This window comes from Streptomyces sp. NPDC008001 (assembly GCF_042958085.1).
In the GTDB taxonomy this organism is placed as follows: Bacteria; Actinomycetota; Actinomycetes; order Streptomycetales; family Streptomycetaceae; genus Streptomyces.
Map to the genome: position 1 here is coordinate 171,041 of NZ_JBIBIZ010000001.1, position 22,868 is coordinate 193,908.

18 protein-coding genes and 1 pseudogene are annotated in these 22,868 nt (G+C 71.5%); 9 read left to right on the forward strand and 10 right to left on the reverse strand.

The annotated features are described in order from the left end of the window. Nucleotides 1–7: 7 nt before the first annotated feature. Together ACFZCD_RS00790 and ACFZCD_RS00795 are read right to left on the reverse strand one after the other, a co-directional pair. A complete protein-coding gene (locus tag ACFZCD_RS00790; protein WP_391826423.1) occupies nt 8–1,060 on the reverse strand; it encodes a polyprenyl synthetase family protein in 1,053 nt (350 codons plus the stop codon). A gap of 50 nt (nt 1,061–1,110) precedes the next feature. Further along, nucleotides 1,111–2,157, reverse strand: a complete 1,047-nt coding sequence (locus ACFZCD_RS00795; protein WP_391826425.1) for a tetratricopeptide repeat protein — start codon at nt 2,155–2,157, stop codon at nt 1,111–1,113. Between the two features lie 288 nt (nt 2,158–2,445). On the opposite strand from ACFZCD_RS00795, the pseudogene ACFZCD_RS00800 reads away from it, so the two are divergent. The 3 genes and pseudogenes from ACFZCD_RS00800 (at nt 2,446) to ACFZCD_RS00810 (ending at nt 6,504) form a co-directional block, all read left to right on the forward strand. After that, nucleotides 2,446–3,772: pseudogene (locus ACFZCD_RS00800) on the forward strand (DUF692 domain-containing protein). Continuing rightward, entirely contained in the window at nt 3,769–4,779 is a 1,011-nt protein-coding gene (locus ACFZCD_RS00805; RefSeq protein ID WP_391826427.1) for a TIGR04222 domain-containing membrane protein, read from the forward strand. The pseudogene ACFZCD_RS00800 and the gene ACFZCD_RS00805 overlap by 4 nt, the downstream one beginning before the upstream one ends. 120 nt (nt 4,780–4,899) lie before the next feature. Then, nucleotides 4,900–6,504 (forward strand): phospholipase D-like domain-containing protein, encoded by a 1,605-nt coding sequence (locus ACFZCD_RS00810; RefSeq protein WP_391826429.1) that lies wholly within the window; start codon nt 4,900–4,902, stop codon nt 6,502–6,504. A gap of 116 nt (nt 6,505–6,620) precedes the next feature. On the opposite strand, the gene ACFZCD_RS00815 is transcribed toward ACFZCD_RS00810, so the two are convergent. Beyond that, a complete protein-coding gene (locus ACFZCD_RS00815; RefSeq protein ID WP_391826431.1) occupies nt 6,621–7,847 on the reverse strand; it encodes a serine hydrolase domain-containing protein in 1,227 nt (408 codons plus the stop codon). Nucleotides 7,848–8,351: 504 nt separating this feature from the next. On the opposite strand from ACFZCD_RS00815, the gene ACFZCD_RS00820 reads away from it, so the two are divergent. After that, nucleotides 8,352–9,152 carry a phosphatase PAP2 family protein gene (locus ACFZCD_RS00820; protein ID WP_391826433.1) on the forward strand — a complete coding sequence of 267 codons (801 nt, stop codon included), beginning with the start codon at nt 8,352–8,354 and terminating at the stop codon, nt 9,150–9,152. A 181-nt stretch (nt 9,153–9,333) separates the two neighbouring features. Continuing rightward, nucleotides 9,334–10,521 carry an acyl-CoA dehydrogenase family protein gene (locus tag ACFZCD_RS00825; RefSeq protein WP_391826435.1) on the forward strand — a complete coding sequence of 396 codons (1,188 nt, stop codon included), beginning with the start codon at nt 9,334–9,336 and terminating at the stop codon, nt 10,519–10,521. Between the two features lie 753 nt (nt 10,522–11,274). On the opposite strand, the gene ACFZCD_RS00830 is transcribed toward ACFZCD_RS00825, so the two are convergent. Then, nucleotides 11,275–12,531, reverse strand: a complete 1,257-nt coding sequence (locus tag ACFZCD_RS00830) for a multidrug effflux MFS transporter (RefSeq protein WP_391826437.1) — start codon at nt 12,529–12,531, stop codon at nt 11,275–11,277. Between the two features lie 48 nt (nt 12,532–12,579). Here ACFZCD_RS00830 and ACFZCD_RS00835 point away from each other — a divergent pair, with 48 nt between their 5' ends. After that, the gene (locus ACFZCD_RS00835) at nt 12,580–13,092 is read left to right on the forward strand and encodes a MarR family winged helix-turn-helix transcriptional regulator (protein ID WP_391826439.1); all 513 of its coding nucleotides are present in this window, start codon (nt 12,580–12,582) and stop codon (nt 13,090–13,092) included. Between the two features lie 75 nt (nt 13,093–13,167). Here ACFZCD_RS00835 and ACFZCD_RS00840 read toward each other — a convergent pair whose 3' ends face one another. Next, nucleotides 13,168–14,112: an amidohydrolase family protein gene (locus ACFZCD_RS00840; protein ID WP_391826441.1), complete on the reverse strand. Its 945-nt coding sequence runs from the start codon at nt 14,110–14,112 to the stop codon at nt 13,168–13,170. Between the two features lie 4 nt (nt 14,113–14,116). Then, nucleotides 14,117–15,343, reverse strand: coding sequence for an amidohydrolase family protein (locus tag ACFZCD_RS00845; RefSeq protein WP_391826443.1), 1,227 nt, complete (start codon nt 15,341–15,343; stop codon nt 14,117–14,119). Between the two features lie 83 nt (nt 15,344–15,426). Between ACFZCD_RS00845 and ACFZCD_RS00850 the strand changes: the two genes are divergently transcribed. Further along, entirely contained in the window at nt 15,427–16,353 is a 927-nt protein-coding gene (locus tag ACFZCD_RS00850) for a LysR family transcriptional regulator (RefSeq protein ID WP_391826445.1), read from the forward strand. A 17-nt stretch (nt 16,354–16,370) separates the two neighbouring features. Here the strand turns inward: ACFZCD_RS00850 and ACFZCD_RS00855 are convergent, their stop codons facing one another. Together ACFZCD_RS00855 and ACFZCD_RS00860 are read right to left on the reverse strand one after the other, a co-directional pair. Then, complete coding sequence (locus ACFZCD_RS00855; protein WP_391827904.1) at nt 16,371–17,345, reverse strand: aldo/keto reductase; 975 nt, start codon at nt 17,343–17,345, stop codon at nt 16,371–16,373. A 60-nt stretch (nt 17,346–17,405) separates the two neighbouring features. Continuing rightward, nucleotides 17,406–18,338 carry an oxidoreductase gene (locus ACFZCD_RS00860; protein ID WP_391826447.1) on the reverse strand — a complete coding sequence of 311 codons (933 nt, stop codon included), beginning with the start codon at nt 18,336–18,338 and terminating at the stop codon, nt 17,406–17,408. 260 nt (nt 18,339–18,598) lie between these two features. Between ACFZCD_RS00860 and ACFZCD_RS00865 the strand changes: the two genes are divergently transcribed. Beyond that, nucleotides 18,599–19,441 (forward strand): helix-turn-helix transcriptional regulator, encoded by an 843-nt coding sequence (locus ACFZCD_RS00865; protein WP_391826448.1) that lies wholly within the window; start codon nt 18,599–18,601, stop codon nt 19,439–19,441. A 234-nt stretch (nt 19,442–19,675) separates the two neighbouring features. Next, entirely contained in the window at nt 19,676–20,410 is a 735-nt protein-coding gene (locus ACFZCD_RS00870) for a hypothetical protein (RefSeq protein ID WP_391826450.1), read from the forward strand. 306 nt (nt 20,411–20,716) lie between these two features. Here the strand turns inward: ACFZCD_RS00870 and ACFZCD_RS00875 are convergent, their stop codons facing one another. Both ACFZCD_RS00875 and ACFZCD_RS00880 read right to left on the reverse strand, forming a co-directional pair. Next, nucleotides 20,717–20,866: a helix-turn-helix domain-containing protein gene (locus ACFZCD_RS00875; RefSeq protein ID WP_391826452.1), complete on the reverse strand. Its 150-nt coding sequence runs from the start codon at nt 20,864–20,866 to the stop codon at nt 20,717–20,719. A gap of 102 nt (nt 20,867–20,968) precedes the next feature. Next, nucleotides 20,969–22,831, reverse strand: a complete 1,863-nt coding sequence (locus ACFZCD_RS00880; protein WP_391826454.1) for a TniQ family protein — start codon at nt 22,829–22,831, stop codon at nt 20,969–20,971. Between the last annotated feature and the right edge of the window lie 37 nt (nt 22,832–22,868).

A 22,868-nucleotide genomic window follows, 5' to 3' on the forward strand; every position in this document is an offset into this window, starting at 1 on the left:
CGGGCCGCTACAGGCGCCGCTCCAGCAGATACGCGGAGAGCGCGGCGAGTTCACCGGCCGCGTCCTCGGCGAGCCCCGCGCCGCGCAGGCACTCCTGCGCGGCGGCGGCGTGGCGGTGCGCCTCGGCGAGGGCGAAGTCCCGGCCGCCGGCCGCCTCGACCAGAGCGGCCGCGTGCTGCGCGGCCGCGGCGTCCGGCGGGACGTCCGAGCCCAGCAGCCGGGTCAGCTCGCGCCCGGTCGCACCGCCGCCCCGGGCGACGGCGGCGAGCACCGGCAGGGTCTTCTTCCGCCGCAGGAGGTCGCTGTGCACCGGCTTCCCCGTCGTGTACGGGTCGCCCCAGATCCCCAGCAGGTCGTCCACGGCCTGGAACGCCACCCCGAGCCGTCGGCCGGCCTCCATGAGGGCGTCCGCCTGCGGCGCGGGGGCGCCCGCCAGGACCGGGCCCAGGGACAGCGCGCAGCCGAGCAGGGCGCCGGTCTTGCGGGCGGCCATCGCCTCGTACTCCGGCAGGCCGACGGCCTCCGGGCCCGCCCACGGCCGGTTCTCGAACAGCAGGTCGTCGGCCTGCCCGCGCACCAGCTCGCCCAGGGATTCCGCGAGGTGCGCCACCGCCCGCCCGGCGTGCCCGCCCCCGGCCCCGGCGACCGTCTGCACCGCGAGCGCGAACAGGGCGTCGCCCGTCAGGACCGCCGGGCCCGTGCCGAACGCCTTCCACGCCGCGTCCCGGTGCCGCCGCCGCTCGTCCCCGTCCATGATGTCGTCGTGCACGAGCGAGAAGGTGTGCACCAGCTCGACGGCCACCGCCGCCTGCACCGCGGCTCCGACGGGCGCCCCCGCCGCTTCCGCGCCGAGCAGGGCGAACGCCTGCCGGACGCCCTTGCCCCCGGGGGAGTCGCCCGGCGTGCCGTCGGCCTCGCACCAGCCGAACGAGAACGCCGCCATCCGGCGCGGCAGCGGGTGCAGCGTCGCCACGGCGGCTCTGAGCGCGGGCTCGGCCAGCTCCCGTGCACGGGCGATCGCCCCGGGCGCGGGGGTGCGGAGTCCGGTCTGCATGGGCATGGGGCTTCTCTCTCCTGTCGTGGGGTGTGCCGCGGAAGAAGGGCGCACGGTCAGGCGGCCGGCCGGGCACCGGCCGGCGCCACCCCCAGCTCGGCCCGCGCCGCCTCGACCATCTCCCGGGCGTGCAGCAGGCCGATCCGGCCGAGCGTACGGTGCAGGTCGTCCAGCTCTGCGGCGGTCCCGGCGCGGTCGCGCCCCAGCCGGGCCCGGGACTTGACCAGCCCCAGCCGGGCCAGCGCCGCCCCCCGCGGCTCCGCCATCTCCTCGAACTCCGCCAGCGCCCCTCGGTAGCACTCCTCGGCCTCGGCGTAACGGCCCGCGCGGAAGAGCACGTTCCCCCGCATCTTGTGGTTGTAGGCGAGGGCACTGACCAGCTTCATCCGCCGGCACGTCACCTCCGCCTCCGACAGCAGCTCCAGCGCCCGGCCCGTCTCGCCCCGTACGGACAGCACGTCGGCTATCCCGCGCAGCGCCCACGCGTGGCCGCGGGCGTCGTCGGCCTTCCCGGCTATCTCCGCCGCCTCCTCGAACATCGCGAGCGCGGTGTCGTACGAGCCGGAGTTGCGGTGCATCTGCGCGATGCCCTCCAGCGCCCACACCGTGTGCCGGGCCTCGCCGCGGCGCCGCGCCTCCGCCAGCAGCTGCTCGTGCAGGGCGCCGACGGCCTCGTAGTCGCCCTGGATGCGACCGGTCTCGGCGAGGCCCGCCAGGGAGTAGCCGCGGGCCACGACGTCGCCGCCCTGCTCGGCGAGACCGGCGGCCGTCGCGAGCCAGCGCCGGGCCAGGGCCAGGTCGCCGCGCTGCCGGGCGAGCGTGCCGCCGCTCCACACCGCCCACGCCATCGCCCCCCGGTCGCCGGCCTCCCGCGCGGCGCGGTAACTCGCCTTCCACGCCTGCTCGGCCTCCGCCACCCGCCCGAGCCTGCGGCACGCCTCGGCAACGGCCAGCCCGGCGTGCGCCGCGTCCAGGGAGGAACCCGCCCGTTCGGCCCGCCGCCGCTGCTCCACGGCCTTGGCCAGCACCTCTTCGAGCGAGGCGTTCACCGACAGGTCTTCCAGGGAACCCCGGTACTCGGGAGCGAATGCCTTGCCGTACATGATCGTTTGCCTCACTTCGTGATCGACAGGAAGGGCCGGGGGAAGCACCCCACTGATGATCACGAAGCTACGGCCCGGGACCGCCGGAGTAATCCGACCACGAGGCGGCGTTCCGTACATCTGAGGTCCGGTACGGAAGGGGCGCGTCATACGCGAGATGTACGCGAGGCCCCGGCCGGGGGCCGGTCCGCCGCCAAAGGATTCGTAAAGTGTTCCCCTGGGAAAAGGCCCTGTGCGCGCACATGTTCGGTGCCGTGGGGGAGTACGGGGAAAGACGGGGGAAAGACCATGAACGAGCCGGGTGTGTCCGGCGTGCTCGGAACCGGGGTCGGCTGGCGCCCGGAGATCGCCGGCGCCCTCGCCGGGCCGGTCCGCGCCGACTGGGTCGAGGTCGTGGCCGAGAACATCTGCCCCGGTCATCTCCCCGAGCCGCTCCTGCGGCTGCGCGAGCGCGGCACCACCGTGATCCCGCACGGCGTCTCCCTCGGCCTGGGCGGCGCGGACCGGCCGGACCTCGGCCGCCTCGCCGCGCTGGCCGAGCGCGCCGAAGCGCTCGGCTCGCCGCTCGTCTCCGAGCACATAGCCTTCGTCCGGGCCGGGGGACCGCTGACCGGCGCTCCGCGCACCGAGGCCGGGCACCTGCTGCCCGTGCCCCGCACCCGCGACGCCCTGGACGTCCTCTGCGAGAACGTCCGCATCGCGCAGGACATGCTGCCCGTACCGCTCGCCCTGGAGAACATCGCGGCCCTCATCACCTGGCCCGGCGAAGAGCTCACCGAAGGCCGGTTCCTCGCCGAGCTCGTCGAGCGGACGGGCGTCCGGCTGCTCGTCGACGTCGCCAACCTCCACACCAACCACGTGAACCTGGGCCAGGATCCGTCGGCCGCGCTGGACGAGCTCCCGCTCGACGCCATCGCCTACGTGCACGTGGCCGGCGGGACCGAACGGGACGGACTGTGGCACGACACCCACGCCCACCCCGTGACCCGGCCCGTCCTGGACGTCCTCGCCGAGCTGTCCTCCCGCGTGGCGCTCCCCGGCGTCCTCCTGGAGCGGGACGACGACTTCCCGCCGGCGGCAGAGCTCGCGGCGGAACTGGACGTGATCAGGGCGACGGTGAACCGGGCGCGCCGTCCCGCCCCGGCGGCCCGGCAGAAGGCGGGATCCGGTGTCTGACCCCACGACCGACGCCGCCCGGCAGCGCCTCGCACGGGCCCAGCACGTCCTGCTGGCGTCGCTCGTCGCCGGCGCACCACCGCCGCCCGGCCACGACGCCGGGCGGCTGGAAACCCAGCGCCGGGCACTGCTCGGCAAGCGCGCCGACGTCGTGGCCAAGGTCGCGCCGGAGCTGCCCGCGACCCTCGGGGCGGACTTCCGGCGGCTGTTCCTCGCCTACGCCCGCGGCCGCCCCATGCACCACGGCTACCGCCAGGACGCCCACGACTTCGCCGCACAACTCCTGGAGACCGACGGCGCCCTCGCGGACCCCGGGCAGCGGGAGCGCCTCGCGGCGTGGCTGACGCCGGCCGCACCGGCCCGCCCCGCGGCCACCCGCCTCGCCTCGGCCTGGCACACCCTGCGCTCACGCGTGACCCGAAAGGCAACCGACCTATGACCGCCGGCATCGTCGCGCTCTCCCTCACGATGTTCCTCGCCTTCCTGGCCCCCGCGGCCTGGCTGACCGTCACCCGCCGCCGCACGCTCGCCGACCCGCCGCCCGCGCCGGGTGAACCGGGCCTCCTCGAAGTCGCGTACATGAGGGGCGGCCCGATCCGTGTGGCGGACACGGCCATCACCCGCATGTGCGAGGACGGGCGGGTCTCCGTCGACGGCGCCGGCAGGCTCAGGGTGGAGCGGGCCCTTGCGTACAACGCCGTGGAGCGCGCCTTGCTGGCCCGCTGCGGTCCCGACTGGGGCACCTCGCTGTACCGGCTCCGCGTCTCACTGCAGTTCGACGCGGCCGTGGACGCCGTCCGGAGCTCGCTCGTCAACCACGGGCTGATGCTGTCCGGCGCCGCGGTGGAGAAGTGGCGGCGGGCCGCGGAGGCGCAGGTGGCGGGCCTGGTCATCGGAGGCACCATCGCCCTGGGGCTGCTCGGCCTGCCCGCGTCCTACCCGGTGCCGATGGTGGGGCTCGTCCTCCTCGCGGCCGGCATCAAGCTGCGCATCGCGTACGGGCCGGGCGGCCCGAAGCCCCCCGGGGTCACGACGCGCGGCCGGGAGTTCACCGACCGCACCGGGAAGTCCGGCCCCTGGAGCGTCCATGCGGCCGACGCGCACCCGGAGGGCGTCGCGGGCGTCGTCGCCGTGCACGGCACGGGCGGGCCCGGGCTGGACCAGCCGTACGTGCACCAGCTCGGGCTGGCGGCGCGATCGAAGCCCGGCACGCACACGTCCGCGAAGCGCCCGGCCCCTGCGAGGACGTCGAAGTCCTCACGGACCGCCGCTTCTTCCTCGTACTCCTCCTACGGCGGATACAGCTGCTCCGGAGCATCCAGCTGCTCCAGTGGCTCCCATCACTCGGGCCACTCCAGCTGCTCCTCCGGTTCCTCCTGCTCCAGCTCCTCCTCCTGCTCCAGTTCGAGCTCCAGCTGCGGCGGTGGCAGCAGCTGCTCCTCCTGAACGGTTCCTTCCGGTCGGCTGGTAGCTTCACCGGGTGATCACTTCATGATCACCTGGTCATCACCGCACCCCCGAGAAGGAAGCACATTGGCTCGTCACCGGCTCCGCCGCTTATCCCGTATGTCCCGCGTCGCAGGCTCCGCGGCCGTCTCCGCCGCCGTCCTCGCCGCGCTCCCCGCGACCCCGGCCTCCGCCGACGCCGCCGGCTCGTCCGCCACCCCGCACCTCGACGCCGTCGAGCAGGCCCTCCGCCAGGTCTCGCCCGGCCTCGAAGGCCACGTCTGGGAGCGCACCGCGGGCAACGCCCTGGACGCCCCTCCCGGCGACCCCGCCGGCTGGCTCCTGCAGACCCCCGCCTGCTGGGGAGACCCCGGCTGCACCGACCGCCCGGGCACCCGGCGGCTGCTGGCCAGGATGACCGAGAACATCGCGAAGGCCACGCGCACCGTCGATATCTCCACCCTCGCCCCCTTCCCCGACGGCGCGTTCCAGGACGCGATCGTCGCGGGCCTCAAGCAGTCGGTGGAGAAGGGCAACAAGCCGAAGGTCCGCGTCCTCGTCGGGGCGGCGCCGGTCTACCACATGACCGTGCTGCCCTCGAAGTACCGCGACGACCTGCGCGGCAAGCTCGGCAAGGCCGCCGACGGCATCGAGCTCAACGTCGCGTCGATGACCACCTCCAAGACCGCGTTCTCCTGGAACCACTCCAAGCTCCTGGTCGTGGACGGCCGGTCGGCGGTCACCGGCGGCATCAACAGCTGGAAGGGCGACTACGTCGACACCACCCACCCGGTGTCCGACGTCGACCTCGCCCTGACCGGCCCCGCCGCCGGCTCCGCGGGCCGCTACCTGGACCAGCTGTGGAGCTGGACCTGCGCGAACAAGAGCAACGTCGCGAGCGTGTGGTTCGCCGCGTCCCCCGGCGCCGGCTGCATGCCCACGATGGAGAAGGACGCCAACCCGGAGCCCGCCCCGGCCACCGGGAACGTCCCCGTGATCGCCGTCGGCGGCCTCGGCGTCGGCATCAAGGACTCCGACCCCTCCTCGTCCTTCCGGCCGGACCTGCCGGCGGCGACCGACACCAAGTGCGTCGTGGGCCTGCACGACAACACCAACGCCGACCGCGACTACGACACGGTCAACCCTGAGGAGAGCGCCCTGCGCGCGCTCGTCGCCAGTGCGCGCAGCCACGTCGAGATCTCCCAGCAGGACCTGAACGCCACCTGCCCGCCGCTGCCGCGCTACGACGTCCGGCTGTACGACGCGCTCGCGGCGAAGCTGGCCGCCGGCGTCAAGGTGCGCATCGTCGTCAGCGACCCCGCCAACCGTGGCGCCGTCGGCAGCGGCGGCTACTCGCAGATCAAGTCGCTGAACGAGATCAGCGACGTCCTGCGCAACCGCCTCGCGCTGATCACCGGTGGCCCGCAGGGCGCGAAGACCGCCATGTGCGGCAACCTGCAGCTCGCGACCGCCCGCAGCTCGGACAGCGCCACGTGGGCGGACGGCAAGCCCTACGCCCAGCACCACAAGCTGGTCTCGGTGGACGGTTCGGCCTTCTACATCGGCTCGAAGAACCTCTACCCGTCCTGGCTGCAGGACTTCGGCTACGTGGTCGAGAGCCCGGACGCCGCCCGGCAGCTCGACGCGGAGCTGCTGGCCCCGCAGTGGAAGTACTCGCAGGCGACCGCGACCTTCGACTACGCCCGCGGGATCTGCCAGGGCTGACCCCGCCCCGCGGCGGCGGCCGGACGACCGCCGCCGCACACGCACCACGGCCCGCGGCCGGTAACAGCCGCGGGCCGCAGTCGTACGTCCCCGCTACCGGAAGAGGTGCCGGCGGGTCAGCGCAGCGTCATCACCTTCTGCGGCGAGAGGTCGGGCGTCAGGGCGGCGGGGCCTCCGGACGGCGCCTTGCCGCAGTACTCGGCCTCGACCAGTGCGGAGAGGTTGCCGGCCCAGTCGCCGTTCAGGTTGAACGCGGCGGTGTGCTTGCCGTCGGCCGTGGAGGCGGCCACGGTGAGGGAGCCGTGGATGCCGCCGGTGTGCGACCACACGGTCACGCCGCACGACAGCGGCATCTCGGCGACACCGAGGCCGTAGCGGGCACCGGGCATCTGCTTGCCGGTGGAGACGGTGGTCTGCAGCTCGCGCTGCTGCGCCTCGGGCAGCAGCTTCCCGCCGATCAGGGCCCCGTAGAAGCGGTTGAGATCACCGGTGGTGGAGATGATCTCGCCGGCGGCCCAGCCCCAGGACGGGTTCAGCTCGGTGGCGTCGAAGGGCTTCGGGCTCCCGCTCCCGGCGCCCATCCCCGTGTAGGCCGTGCCGTGCGGGTCCGGCATCTTCGGCGACGTGCCCGGGAGGGTGGTGGCGCGCAGGCCCAGCGGCTTGATGATGCGCCGGGTGATCTCGGTGGCGTACGGGCGTCCCGTCACCTTCTCGACGATCATGCCGGCGAGGATGTAGTTGGTGTTGGAGTAGTTCCAGCCCTTGCCCGGCCGGAAGTCCGGCGCGTGCGCCGTCGCGATCTTCACGAGCTCGGCCGGGGTGTGGGTCTCGAAGCGGTGCTCCGGGAAGCCGGGGCCGAGCAGCTTCTGGAACTCCGGGTCCGCGGTGTAGTTGTAGATCCCGCTGGTGTGGTTGAGCAGCTGCCGGACGGTGATCTTCCGCCCGTCGTGACCATTGCCCTGCACCACGCCCGGCAGCCAGTGGTCGACGGAGTCGTCCAGGCCGAGCCGCCCCTCGGCCTCCAGCTGGAGGAGGACGACGGAGGTGAAGACCTTGCTGACGCTGCCGATGCGGAAACGGTCCTGCGGCAGGCGCTGCCGCCCGGTGGTGAGGTCGGCGACCCCCGAGGACCCCTGCCAGGTGTCGTGACCGTCCCGGGCCCGGCCCAGGACGCCGGGTATGCCGGCCTTGACCTGGGACTCCATGGCGCTGCGGGTGGCGGCGTGCCGGTCGTGCCCCGGGGTGGCGGGGGCGGCCGCTGCGGGGGCGGTGAGGGCCACCCCGGTGACGGCGGCGACGGCCAGCGCCCCTGCCAGCGCTCTGTGGACGGTGCGTGCGTTCATGGCGTGCAGCTCCTCTGTTCCGGCCGTGTGTTCGGACACGGGGCAGGACTCCGCCAAGACGCCCGGGGTTGAAGGGGCTTGTGGGCACGGAGCGGGATCCGGCCACCGGGAAGCGGAATGCTGCGTTTGAGATACCGCACAGAATCCGCGGCAGCGGAACCAGGGAGCGGGCTGTGACGTCAAGCGCGACGGGTCCGGTCCCGGGGCGCCCGCCCCACGATCGGCTGAATCCCGTCGCCCGGCGCCGGCCCGGACGCGGCGACTGGACCCCTGCCCACGTGCCCGCGGGGTCACCGACAGGCGCAGCCTCCCCACACAGGGTGCTCCGGTCCTGGTGGGCGGCGGGCGCCCGGAGGCCTGCGGCGGGCGCCCACGCGGGGAGCGGGTGAGGCGCGTGTAGCTTTGCCGTACAGCCGTGCCGTTTCCCCCTGCGGCAGGCGGTCATCACCTTCGCGTGTACTGCCGTGCCGGTACCGCCCTACCGATACAAAGGACGCCCCACCCATGCCGTACGTGCGCCACTGGTTGCGCAACTCCGTCCTGCTGTTCGCTGCCGCGATCGTGCTGGGCCTGGTCGCCGCGCACACCGACCTCATCCAGCCGCACGACCTGCAGCTGGACCGCACGATCCAGACCACCTTCCGCACCGAGTGGCTGAACACGGTCATGGAAGGCGTCAGCGCGCTGGCATCCCCGATCGCCGGCGTCCTGATCCTCGCGGCCTGGAGCGGCTGGCTGCTGTTCGTACGGCGCCGGCCGGTGACGGCGGTCGCCACCTTCCTCGTCGTCGCGGTCGGCTGGAACAGCACGCAGCTCGCGAAGGCCATCGTGGCCAGGGCCCGGCCGCCGAGGCAGTTCATGCTGGACCCCGAGATCGGCTCCAACAGCTTCCCCAGCGGTCACACGGCCTTCACGGTCGCCGTCGTCATCGCCGCGTGCTTCCTCCTCCGGGAGTCCCGCCACCGCCGCACCGTGGCCGTCCTCGGCGTCTTCGCCGTGCTGCTCGTCGCCTTCTCCCGGATGTACGTCGGCGCCCACTACCCGACGGACACCTTCGGGTCGGTCCTGATCGCCTCGTCCGCGATCGTCTTCGTCACCGGCGTCTGGCACGCCTGGCTGCTGCCGCGGCTCTACCGCATCCCGCTGCTGGAGCGCTTCGGCCTGGACCAGGAGCTCGCCGAGCTGGAGGCCGCGGAGCACGGCGGCCACCACGGCCACACCCGTCCCGTGCCGCAGAGCCGGCGCCGGGGCGGGGGAGGCGGCGCGGCCGCCGGCGGCCGCCACCGCCGCCACGCGGGCCGCTGACGCGGGGCCGCGGCCACCGGACACCGGGGACCTCGCAGGGCTGACGAAGCCCGGCGGGGTCCCCGTCCCCTTTCCGGCCCCGCCTCCCCCTCCCGCTCCCCGTCTCTCCCCGTACCTTCCGAATTCCTGGAACACGTTCTACGGTGTGCGCCGTCGGCGCGGGCGAGACCCTGGAGGGGCCGTGGACCTCGAGTACACCCCGGAACAGCAGCGCTTCCGCGCCGAGCTGCGCGACTACTTCGCGGGCCTGGTCTCCGGCCGGGACCCGGCCCGCCACGACGACCCCGCCGAGCAGAAGCGCTTCTACCGCGCCACGATCCGCCGCCTCGGCGCGGACGGCCGCCTCGGGGTGGGCTGGCCCGCCGAGTACGGCGGCAGCGGCCGGACCCCGATGGAACAGTTCATCTTCTTCGACGAGGCCGCGCAGGCCGGTGTGCCGCTGCCCCTGATGGCGCTCAACACCGTCGGCCCCACCCTCATGCAGTTCGGCACCGCCGAGCAGAAGGCGTACTTCCTGCCCCGGATCCTCGCCGGCGAGCTGGACTTCGCCATCGGCTACAGCGAGCCCGGCGCCGGCACGGACCTCGCCTCGCTCACCACGCGCGCCGTGCGCGACGGCGACGACTACGTGGTCAACGGCCAGAAGATCTGGACCACCAACGGCGACAGCGCCGACTGGATCTGGCTGGCCGTCCGCACCACCCCCGTCACCGACGGCACACCGCCGCACAAGGGCATCACCCTCCTCCTCGTACCGACCAGCGCCCCCGGCTACTCCTGCACCACCATCAACACCCTCGCCTCCCACAGCACCACCGCCGGGTACTACGAGAACGTGCGCGTCCCCGTCCGCAACCGCGTCGGCGAGGAGAACCAGGGCTGGCGGATGATCACCACCCAGCTCAACCACGAGCGCGTCACCCTCGCCGCCCACGGCACCACGGCCGCCGGCGCCCTGCGCGACGTCCGCGACTGGGCCGCCGCCACCAAGCTCGCCGACGGCCGCCGCGTCATCGACCTCGGCTGGGTCCGGGCCCGGCTCGCCCGCACCCATCTGCGCCTGGAGGCGATGAAGCTCCTCAACTGGCAGATGGTCGACGCCCTGCAGCGCTCCGCCCTCACCCCGCAGGACGCCTCCGCCGTCAAGGTCTACGGCTCCGAGACCCGCCGCGACGCCTGCGCCTGGCTCATGGAGGTCCTCGCCGCCGCGGGCCCCCTCAAGGAGGGGTCCGCCGGGGCTGCCCTCCACGGCGAACTCGAACGCGCCTACCGCGCCGCCGTCATCTTCACCTTCGGCGGCGGCAACAACGAGATCCAGCGGGAAATCATCTCCTGGATCGGCCTGGGGATGCCGCGGGTGCGCCGCTAACCTGATGTGACGAGGATTCTTAGTTGGCATAAAAGAGGGGTAGTTGGCACCGAGCGTAATGCGCGGCTTCCTGGCGTGAAGGCGCCGAGATGCGATGGGCTATGGAGGCTCTGAGCTGCAGCTTTGGTGGCGTGGGTCGAGAACCTTCACGCCTCGTATCCCCGCTCCTTGCGCGACGACGGCGTCCGTGTCGAGGGGCAGCACCTCATTTTGGTCGCAGGCTTCGAATAGGAGTGAGGGGCGGGAGCCGACGAGGTGCGTTGAGGCTGCAGTAACGGGGCCTAGCCCGAGCGACGTAATGGCCACCTCGGGTCCGCGATTCTCGCGACGAGTTTGGACTCAGGGGGCCAGCGCGCGTTCTCGTGCTGGTGACGGCCGGGCTCTTGGCCGCGGCCTGGCCTGCCCGCGACCTGTAACTGGCGCTGCCCGACAACGGCAGCGCGGCGAAGTCCACCACCCAGCGCGAGACCTACGACACCATCACCAAGAAGTTCGGCCCCGGTCTCAACGGCCCGCTGCTGACCCTCATGGACACCGGCGGCGCCAAGGCGTCCTCCGCGCAGGAGCTGACCGGGCGACTGGACACCGTGCGCCAGGACTTGGCCGCTTTCGCTTCTCCGTACATCGGGCGGCAGCGTGGATCCGTGGTTGGCCGATGTGTGGCGGGATAGGTGGCCGCTCACCATTCGGGTTCTCTCCGGCCACCGCGGAGACCGGAGGGAAGGCAACGTGGGCTCCCGCCCGGGTGGGGGGTCAGTTGTCAGGGGGCGTTTCGCCGTGGCGGAGCCAGGGGCGGGCGAGGGTGATCAGGGCGAGTGCGGCGAGGGCGACGGCGGCGAGCATGATGAGGGCCATGGGGGTGGAGCTGGTTTCGCCGAAGAGGCCGACGAGAGGGGAGGTGAGGGCGCCGAAGAGGAATTGGAGTCCGCCGAGGAGGGCGGAGGCGGCTCCGGGGGCGGAGCGGCCGAGGGCCTGGCCGAGGGTGGTGGCGGCGGGGAAGACCAGTCCGACGCCGAGGAGGGTGACGAAGAGGCCGGCCCAGGTGCCCGCGAGGGTTTCACCCGCTGTGCCGAGGACGGCCAGCTGGCCGGTCGCCCCGAGGCCGCATATGGCGACGCCCGTGGTCAGCATGGTGTTGAGGCTGATCTTCCGGGAGAGCCTGCTGAAGGCGAAGCCCGCGATCAGCATGCCGACGGCGTTGGTGGCGAAGATCAGGGAGTAGGCCGTGGACGAGACACCGTGCAGGTGCTCGAAGACGAAGCTGGACCCGCTGATGTAGGCGAACAGCGCGGCCGAGGTGAGGCCGAGGACGAGGACGTACCCCATGAACGCGCGTCGACGGCACAGGCCGCCCATGGTGCGGAATGTGTTCGCCAGTCCCTGTGACTGCCGGTTCTGCGGGGGCAGGGTCTCGGGGACCTTGGCCAGCACTGCCACGGTGAGCAGGGCGCCGGCCAGGGCGAGGGCGACGAAGATGCCGCGCCAGGCGGTCATGCTGAGGATGGCGCCGCCGAGGACGGGGGCGGCCACCGGGGCGATGCCCAGGACCTGGGCGAGCAGGGCGAAGTAGCGGGGGACCTCGGGGCCGTCGAAGCGGTCGGTGAGGACGGCGCGGGCGAGGACCATGCCGGTGGCGGCCGCGACGCCCTGGAGCAGGCGCAGGACGAGGAGCGTCTGGACGTTCGGGGCGAGGGCGCAGGCCAGGGACAGGGCCGCGAAGGCGGCGGTGCCGCCGATGAGGAGCTTGCGCCGGCCGAGTGCGTCGCTGAGGGGGCCGATGACCAACTGGCCGGCTACCAGGCCGGCGAGGAAGGCGGTCATGGTCAGCTGGATCGCCGAGCTGCTCGCGTGCAGGGCGGCTCCCATGGCGGGGAAGCCGGGCACGTACATGTCGGTGGCCAGCGGTGCCACGGCGCTGAGGGCGCCGAGGACGGCGATCAGGGCGGCGCTGCGGCCTGCTGGGGCGGCCGTGCGGGGGGTGCTGTTTGTGGTTCGGGTCGGGGATACCATGAGAAAAACCGTAACCAATACATAACTGGTTAAGCAATTGGAGGTCCGGTGCACGCGCACTCGGGCAGGGTCCGCGGCCAGTGGGCGGCGAACAACCCTGGGCTGGACACGTCCTCGATGGAGATCGTGACGCTCATCAAGCGGTGCACGTCGTTGCTGGACCGCGCGGTCGAGCCGCTCGTCGAGGGCGCCCCGCTGACGTTGCAGGAGCTGGATTTCCTGGTGCCGCTGCGGTACGAGGAGGAGCCGGTGATCGCGCGCCGGCTCGCCGAGGACCTGGGGCTGACCCAGGCGGCGGTGAGCAAGGCGCTGGCGAAGCTGGAGCGGCGGGGGCTGATCGAGCGTGCGCCCAATCCGGCCGACCGGCGTGCGTCGCTGGTGACCATCACCGAGGAGGGCAAGCGCCTGATGGACTCGCTCTTCCCCCGGCGCCTGACGGTGGAGGCCGAGATGTTCCAGGCACTGGGCGGCGCCCGCACCGAGGTGCTCCAGGCGCTGGAGCACCTCGCCGAGGTGATGGGCGACCACGTCGAGAAGACGGCCGGTGACCGCCGCCGGTGAAAGGGCGCCCGTGCGCTCACTGCGCGGTGCGGGGCTGTCTGCCGGCTGCACGCGCAGCCGGCAGACAGCAGGTGTTCAGCTGAAGAGCGCCTCAGTGTTGGTGCTCAGGGCCTTGGCCATGCCGTCCTCACCAAGGGCGGTGGTGGCCGCTTCGAGGCGTCCGGCCCAGGCGAGGACTTCCGGCAGCGGGGTGAAGGGCCAGTCGCTGCCGTAGTGGAGACGGGCCGGGTCGGCGACGTTCAGCAGCGCCGGCAGCATCTCGGGCAGGGGCATGCCCGCCAGGTCGAAGTGGAGCGTGCGCAGGGCGTTGCGCATCGGCTGCTGGTGTTCCTTGCCGGCCGTGCGCGCGCCGATGACGTCGACGCGCGAGGCGATGGCGGGCAGGACCGCACCGGCGTGCGGGACGATCACGCGGAGGCCGGGGTGACGCTCCAGTACACCGGAGAGCACCATGTCGGTCACCGTCCGGGTGGTGTCGAAGAGAAACTCCAGCATGGGCTGCGGATACGGCAGGGCCGGGGCATGCCCGGTACAGGGGGCGGCGGGGCTGGTGGGGTGCAGGAACAACACGGCGTTACGGCGGCCGAGTTCAACATGGACCGGCTCCAACTGCTCGTTACCCAGGTAGAGGCCGTCGAAGTTGGTCTCGAAGACCACGCCGTCGGCGCCGAGCTCGTCGAAGGCGTACGAGATCTCCGCCAGGGCTCCGTCGATGTCGGGCAGCGGCGTCGAGGCGAAGAACCCGAACCGGCCCGGGTGGGCGCGCGCGAGCCGCGCGGCCTCCTCGTTGACCCGCCGGGCCAGAACACGGGCCGCGGCCGCGTCGCCGAAGTGGACTCCGGGGGAGGAGATCGACAGATACGCCTTGGCGATCCCGGCCTCGTCGAGCATCCGGAGGGCGGAGGTCTCGTCCCAGCCGGGGATGCCCCAGATGCCGTCGGGGCGGGAGTGCCCGTTGTCGATCAGCGCCTGGCGGTAGAAGTCGGGCAGGAAGTGGTGATGGACGTCGATCTTCGTCACGTGGTCACGCTCCTTCGCCGTCGAAGACGACTCGGCCGCTCCGGATCACCTGGTGGACACGGCCGATGGCGGTGATGTCCTGGGCCGGGTTGCCGGAGACGATCAGCAGGTCGGCGATCTTGCCCGGCTCGACGGTGCCCAGGCGGTCGGCGATGCCGAGCAGCTCGGCATTGGCCTTCGTCGCCATGGACAGGGCCGCGGGGGCCGGGATGCCCTGGTCGTGGACCATCATCACCAGCTCGTCGCGCAGCTTCCAGCCGTGCAGCCCCGGGGAGTGCGCGTCCGAGCCGACCCCGAGCCGTACGCCCGCCTCGTAGGCGCGGCGGACCAGATGGTTGCCGTAGCGCAGGGTGCGGGCGTCCCCGTCGGCGGTCACCTCGAACTGGTGGGCCACCATGGTGGGTACGAGGTAGGTGCCGCGGTCGGCCATGAGGGCGAACAGCGCCTCGGCGGCGGCCTCGTCCTGCGGTTCCTCCGCGCGCAGCACCAGGTGCTCGATGTCGTCGACACCGCGCTCGACCGCCGTCCTGGCGTCCTCGACGGTCTCGGTGTGGGCGGCGACCCGCAGCCCGCGGGCGTGGGCGGCATCGGCGATGGCCTCGGTGAGGTGCCAGGGCATCTTCAGTTCGGGGCGGGCCGGGCCGAAGATCGCGTTGTTCGAAATAATGATCTTGACGAGGTCGACGCCCGCGGCGGCGAGCTCGTCGACCATGCGCTCCGCTTCTTCGGCCGTCTTCGGCATGCGGGCGCCTTCCCGTACGGCTGCCGGCTCGCTGCCCCAGACGGTGGCGTTGGGGTGCCCGCCCTCGACCTGGAAGCTCGGCCCGCTGGTCACGACCCGGGCCCCGGCCAGGGTGCCGTTCTCGATGCCGTCCCGCACGGCGATGCTGTCGTGGAGGAAGTCGCCCAGGCTGCGCTGGGTGGTGACCCCGTACCGCAAGGCCCCTTCCCGAGCGGCGGCGTAGTCGTCGGTGGCGGCCCGGCCGCCGAACGGCGGCGCGCTCCGAAAGCCCAGTCCTCCCAGGTGCACATGGGCGTCGATCAGCCCCGGAAGGACCGCTTTGCCCTCCAGGTCGACCACCGTCGCGTGGGGAGGGACCGGTGCGCCGGTCCCGGCGGCGGCGATCCGGCCGCCGGAGACGACGACGGTCGCGCCGCCGATCACGGGTCCGCCGGTGCCGTCGATCAGCAGAGCGTTGGTGAGCGCGAGGCTCGGTTCGGGATGGTTCATGCCATCGAGTCTTATGCCGCACCAGGCATAAAGGAAATCAATGATCCGCATAGGTCCATCAGGCTGGCTGATAGTATGGGACTGTGGCCCGTCCTGATCTGAACCTGCTCGTCGCCCTGCAGGCCCTGCTCGAAGAACGGCACGTCAGCCGCGCGGCCGAGCGGATCGGGGTCAGCCAGCCCGCGGCCAGCGCCATGCTCGCGCGCCTGCGCCGGCACTTCGGCGACGACCTGCTCGTACGCGAGGGCAACCGCTACCGCCTCACCCCGCTCGCGCGGCAACTGCAGGAACAGACCGGCAGCGTCCTTCAGCTCTCCGACCGGCTCTTCACCACCAAAGCCCACTTCGACCCCGCCGCCACCGAGCGGGAGTTCACCCTCCACGTCTCCGACTACGCCATGGCCGTCCTCGGCCCCCGGCTCCTGACCACCTTCCAGGAACAGGCACCGCACGCCCGGCTGCGGTTCCGCCAGTTCGGCACCCCCGAAGCCATGCACAGTGAAACCGGCGCCTCCGCGGCGGACGGGCTGATCGCGCCCCGGGACAGCGGCGTGAGCGGACTGCCGAGCCTGGCTCTCTTCGCCGACGAGTGGGTCGTCATCGCCGACCAGCACCACCCCCTCACCCTCGCCGCACCCGGTGCGGATGACATCGGTGAACTGCGGTGGGTGCTGGGGCAGTTCGAGCCGCGCGACTCCCGCTTCATGCTGCACCGCCTCGCCGAAAGCGGCCTCCAGCTCAAGCCCGAAGCCGTCACCGACAGCTTCCTGGCCCTGCCCCTGTACGTGGCCGGAACCGACCGCGTCGCCGTCATCCAGCGACGCCTGACCAGGGCCGTACCCCTCCCGCCGACCCTGCGCGTGCTCCCCTGCCCCTTCGACGCCGGGCCGATCAACGAGGCCCTGTGGTGGCACCCCGTCCACACCCACGACACCGGCCACCGCTGGTTCCGCACCCTCGTCCACGACACCGCCCGCCAACTCGAAGAGGAAGAGCCCCTCGTCGGCTAGGCGGGTCGGGGTCGGTGTCAGCCCTTGGGCATGAAGGGGGCCGCGTAGCGGTCGCCGAAGGCGCCGTTCGGCAGGATCTCCTTGATCCGGGCGAGGTCGTGGCCGGTGAGCGTGACGCCGGTGGCGCCGGTGTTCTCCGCCAGGCGCTCGGGGCTGCGCGTGCCGGGGATGGGGACGATGTCGTCGCCCTGCGCGAGCAGCCAGGCAAGGGCGAGTTGGGCGGTGGTGATGCCCTTGGACGAGGCAAGCTCGGTGAGGGCGGCGACGGCTTGGGCGTTGGCGTCGAAGTTCTCGCTCTGCCAGCGCGGGTCGAGGCGGCGCCAGTCGTCCGCGGTGTACTGGTCGGCCGGCCTCATCGCTCCGGTGAGGAACCCGCGTCCCAGCGGGGCATAAGGCACGAACCCGATCCCGAGCTCGCGCACGACCGGCAGGACGGTGTCCTCGACGTGCCGCTCGAAGACGGAGTACTCGGTCTGCAGGACCGAGACCGGCTGCACGGCGTGGGCGCGGCGGATGGTCTCGGGGCCGGCCTCGGACAGACCCAGGTAGCGGACCTTGCCCGCCTCGATCAGCTCCTTCACCGTCCCGGCGACCTCCTCGATCGGCACGTCCGGGTCGACGCGGTGCTGGTAGAGGACGTCGATGTGATCGGTGCCGAGGTAGCGCAGGCTGTTGTCGGCGACCTTGCGGATGTTGTCGGGCCGGCTGTCGAGACCGCCGGGGTTGGCGAGGTCATAGCCGAACTTGGTGGCCAGCACCACCTCGTCGCGGAAGCCCTTGACGGCCTCACCGAGCAGCCGCTCGTTCGATCCGGTGCCGCCACCGTAGACCTCGGCGGTGTCGAACAGGGTCACCCCCAGGTCGAACGCGCGGCGGATGGTGGTGATGTTCTCCTCGCGGTTGCTGGGGCCGTAGAACATCGTCATCCCCATCGTGCCCAGCCCCAGGGCGGAGGTGGTCAGGCCCTGGCGGCCGAGGACGCGCTTGTGCATGCTCATCTGTGGTGCCTTTCGGACGTCTTCGTCGATGGACGTGATGGTGTCGGGCAGTGGTCAGTGGGAGGGGTAGTGGACCTGGGTGAGCTGCTCGGAGACCACCCACAGGCGACGGGCGACGTCCAGGTCCTGGGCGGCCTTGTCGGGCCGGACGACGGCGGGGTGGCCCCGGTACTCGCCGAAGCCGTCCGGGCCGATGAACTGGCCGCCCTTCACCCCGGCAGCGGTGGCCGCGTAGAGCTGGTTCCAGGCGCCCTTCTCGACGGGCTGGGCCATCAGCGGATTGGCGATCTTGGAGAAGAAGAACCGCAGGAAGCCGGTCGGGCCACTGGACTGCAGGTTGGTGCTGGCGTAGCCCGGATGGGCCAGGACGCTGGTCACCGTCGATCCGGCCGCGCGCAGCCGCCGGTCGAGTTCCAGGCCGAACAGGGCGTTGGCGAGCTTGGACTGGGAGTAGTAGGCGCGCGGGGCGTAGCCGCGTTCGCCGTGCAGGTCGTCGAAGAAGATGGTGCCGCCGCGGTGCTCGACAGAGCTGACCGTCACCACGCGGGCGTCGCGACCCTGGGCGGCGGACTTCTCCAGCCGGCCCAGCAGCAGGCCGGTGAGCGCGAAGTGGCCGAGGTGGTTGGTGGCGAACTGCAGCTCGTATCCCTGCGGCGTGAGCCGGTGCGGGGGCCACATGACGCCCGCGTTGTTCACCAGGACGTCCACCGGCAGGCCGTCGTCCACGATCTGCTGTGCGAAGGCGGCCACCGAGTCCAGGTCGGACAGGTCCAGCAGGCGCAGCTCGACGCTCGCCCTCGGCTGCTCGGCCAGGAGCCGCTCCACGGCGGCGGTGCCGCGGCTACGGTCCCGGGCGGTCATCACGACGTGGGCGCCGTGGCGGGCCAGCTCGCGGGCCGTCTGGAAACCCAGACCGCTGTTGGCCCCGGTCACGACAGCCGTCCGGCCCTTCTGGTCGGGGATACGGGCGCTGGTCCACTTGGCCATGGGATGAAGCTCCTCAGCAGTGCTCGACGGCTGCAAAGCACCGTCTACGTGCGAAAACACCGGCCCGGGAGGAGGTCTCCCAGCGGCTGTCTCCCAGCCTGCTGCAGGCACGAAGAGGTATCCACGGTGCGTTTATCGTCGGTCCGGCAGTACGTGGATAACCGGAGGCGGACATATCAAGCTATTCATGTCAGCGACTGCGAGCCGGCCTCGCCCCGATCCGCTCGCAGTGCCCGCCGTACCGCCAGGGAGCACCGAAGATGACCGACCGCCGAGAGCTGGGCCGCTTCCTGCGCGCCCGCCGCGAGGCCCTGCGCCCCGCCGACGTCGGCCTCGTCCCCGGCGGACGTCGCCGCACCCCCGGCCTGCGCCGCGAGGAAGTGGCCATACTGGCGAACATCTCCACCGACTACTACGAACGCCTCGAACAGGCACGCGGAGTCAACCCCTCCGAAGCCCTGATCGGCTCCCTCGCCCGCGCCCTGCGCCTGTCCACCGACGAACGCGACCACCTCTACGCCGTCGCCGGCTACCAGCCCCCGCAACACCACTCCGCCGACGGCTACGCCGACCCCGGGCTGATGCACATCGTCGACGCCCTCACCGACACCCCCGCGCAGATCGTCGACGAGCTCGGCACGGTGATCGTGCAGAACGCCGCGGCCGTCGCCCTGCTGGGACCGCTGGCCAACCGTCCGGGCCGGGAGGGCAACGGCGCCTGGCTCTGGTTCACCCACCCCACAGGCCGCGGTCTGTACCCACAGGAGGACCACGCATCACTCGGCCGCGTCATCGTCGCCGACCTGCGCGCGGCCGTCTTCCGCCACGGCCCCCACCCAGTCGGCGAGCAACTCGTCAACGACCTGCTCGAGCGCAGCGAGGAGTTCTCCGCCATCTGGGAACTGGGCGAGGTCGCCACCGTCCGCTCCGCCCGCAAGACCCTCCTCCACCCGCACGTCGGCCGCCTCGACCTGCAATGCGACGTCGTCCTGAGCCCCAGCACCGGCAACCGCCTCTTCCTCTACCGGCCCCAGCCCGGCACCGACGCCGCCGAACGCCTGGAATTCCTCCGCGTCCTCGGCCACCAGACCTTCACCACCTGACACCACCCGCCCTGCCCAGCCCGCCCAGGCCCCCGGACGTGCACCGACGGGGGCCGGAATGCGCCCAAGGCGGCGGTTCGGACTCCTTCGCACCATCGAGCGGGAGCGTCCGTCAGCCTCGGCGGCCGCCACCCGACCCGCCCTTGATCACCCGAGCAGGAGGATCCCGTGTCACAACCGCTGCCACAGGAGCCCGATTACCGGCACGAGAGCGCAGAAGGTGACGCGCGCATCATGCGTGGCATCGCTCGGCGGATGACCCCGCCGGTCGGAGCAGCCTTCACCAGTCACCTGCTCTACACCCTGGGCCTGATGCGGATCGTCGGCGAGGTCGAGGGGGCAGCCGCCGTCGACCGCGCCGGCACCGGAAAGATCCACCACAGCGGACAAGCCCGCGCCGACGACACGATCGCCTACTTCCAGCACTGGGTCCGGCACGGCGCGGCAAGCCCGCAGGCCGCCGCCTCGATCGACCGGGTCCAGCGCATGCACGACCACTACGCCCGCAGCTACCCCTTCTCCCACGAAACGTACGTTCACGGCATCGCACTGTTCACTCTTCTGTCCGACGAGATCCTCACCCTCGCCGACATCGACGCCTTCACCGACAGGGAGAAAGCCGCCCAGGTCCAGCACTGGCGCGCCATCGCCGCCCGTATGAACATCCGCAACCTGCCCACCACCTGGAGCGGCATGCAGCAGGCCCTCCGCGACTACGAACAATCCCCCCAGTGGTACCGCCCAACCCCCGCCGGAGGACGCAGCGCCGAAGCCCTCATCCACCAGTTCAACCACCGCTGGTTCCCCCGCCCCCTGCACCGGCTCGGCCGCGCCGTCCTGCTCTCCCTCCACCACGACCACGTCCTCGCCGCCATCGGGCAGGACCCACCGCCCGCCTACCTGGTCCGCCTGACCCGCCGTGCGCTCCGCATCGCGTACGCAGCGCAGATACGGCTGGCAACCCGTTGACGAAGGTCATGCAGCATCACGTGGTGTCCGCGCAACGTCACAGTTACTTGCTGTCCATCCTGAGGTAGCGGTGGGTCGTGCGCGGGGTGAATCCGAACTCTTGAGCCAAGAGGGCTGACGCTCATGCCGGGCATCCCCCTTCGAGATGTTGACAGCCGGCCCCGCCAGCGATGCAGGCACGCGAGCGGGGCTGAGGTTCACCGACCCTGTCGGTGAACCTCAGCCCCGAGCAAGCTCAGTGACCGCTACCCGAGCACTGAAATCTTTCGTGCGGTCACTGAAGAACCTACTGAAAACAATCGTGCGCTACTGAAGTCTTTCCTGCCGTCCTACACCCTCCAGGCCAGCCGCGTTGAACCGGTGCAGCCACTTGCGGACCGTTTTGTGATGGCAGCCGAGCTGTTCCGCGATCTGCAGCACCCGGCATCCGTCCCAGCTCAGTGCGATGATGCGCATGCTCGCAGTGCGGGCCGGGGCGTCGGCGGGTGACCTTCCTCCGACGCCTGGGCATGGCTACTTCTACGAAGGTGCGGTCCCGCGTGCCGGTGCGGCGGATCCCTATATGCTGAGGATGCCCATCTGCGGCAAATCAACGAACCGATCGCAGGCCGTAGCGAGGATGTCGGAGTACGCCGCGAGGCGGCGCAGCAACTCGCGCTTGCTGCCCTTCCGGTTGGCCGGGGTACAGAGTTGATTGACCGACGCGACCAGGTGCTGAGTGCTGCAGCCCGACTTCCTCAGGGTGCCGACCAGGGGGCTGTGAAGGTGATCGCCCTGGGTGACGTGTGTCCAAATCAGCACGGTCGCGGTGGCCGACGTGGGCGAGGTGGCACCCTGCCCGAACTGCGCCAAGCCTTCACATAGTTCGGCCCAGTCACGAGCCGGAACCTGCCAAGACTCGAGAAGCTCCCGGCGTCTCCCATAGTGGGCTCGATCCGCGTCCTTATCCAATTGTCTCGCCACACTCTCGACGGAGGCCTCGAACGCCGGCCACAGGTCTTGCGACTTCAACTCCTGTCTGACGACTCTGAGGGACTGCTGCGCGGTGGTCCAGGGGATGCGGAGAGTCGCTGCGCAGTCGGGCCATGTGCCCCCGCCGCCCATCTCGGCGAGCTTGAGTGCCCCTACACGCCGCAGGTGTCGAACTTTCCAGTCGGTCTGGTCCGCCCAGCGGGACAGCAAGTCCCCGAAATGGATGGAAAGCCACTTCTGCGGCAGGAGAGCCGGCACATGCTCGATTCGGAAGCAGCTCGAGCGGGAGGGGAGTCTCTGCCGCGCGTGACGGTGACCTGCGGCACGATAGAACCCCTGGTCATGCCGTAACAACGAACGAGCGAGCGCAGGAGAGACGTCCATACGCCGCAAGGCAGCGCCGATGGTGGCGGGGCTGCGACTGAACGCTGCTGCAGCCAGTGGCCGGACGCGATCGGTCACCTCAGCATCATCGCGCTCCTCGTGACCGAGGAGTGCGTCGGCGGCAACGAGCAGCGCTGCGCACTCGGCTGGATCCTCAGGGGCGCCCCAGGTGGTGGGCTTGCGCGCATTGGGTCCCGGGCCGCGGGGGCGAGCGGCAGTGGAGGAAACATGGTGGTCGATCAGGTCGGCCAACGACGTTGAGGAAGCGTATCGAGCGCCGTCTGGCCAGCTGAGTCGGATCACATGTGCAGCGACAATGAGATCCGGAAAGAAGAAGCAATCCAGGGCCGACTGGCCCGCATCCGCGGACGATGGACGACGCATCAACCGTTGATCGATGCGATGCTGCAGGGCAAGGAGAATGCGCAGCTCGTCTGCAGGTACCCGCGCGGCCTGGCGTCCGTGGTCCAGACGGGCAGCGCAGACAGGTGCCGGAGAGCCGTCGGCGCCTGCCAGGGGGCGGCGGCATTGGGCCGGGTGTAATCCGATCGTGGCGCGGTGCAAGATCAGCCCTTGCCGCTCAGTATTCGTCGGCCGATTCGGCAAACCCCCACACCTCGGGCACGTATGGGAGAGCAAGGTGCGGTGCGCGACGCAGGCATACGAGACAGGGAGATGCCAGCGCAGCTTCCAGGGGCCGCCGTAGCGTGATTGCGCGGGACTTGCACTGCCGGAAAGGCAGGAGGGACAGTACCGACTAGACATGATGGCAGCCCATGACTTGCGCGCGGCCGTGGTGGTTCGATTGCCGTCCATCCGTACGGACGCCAATGGCGGGTAGGCGGCGGCAAAGGACGACAGCGTCAGCGCGTCGGCTTCTTTCACGCGCATGCGGGTGGCAGAGGCGAACGGCACGATCCGCTCGGTGGGCAGGGAGAACAGGTACTCGCCTGGAAGACGATTCTGATGACGGATCAGTCCACTAAGGTGCGCAATCCTGGCAGGAGAACGCTCCGTACGGAATGCCAGGCGCAGGAGCAGACCGGGCAGTGATTCCTCGGGCAACGGTGCGAGACTGCGTGCCAGCGGCCGGGGCGCCACC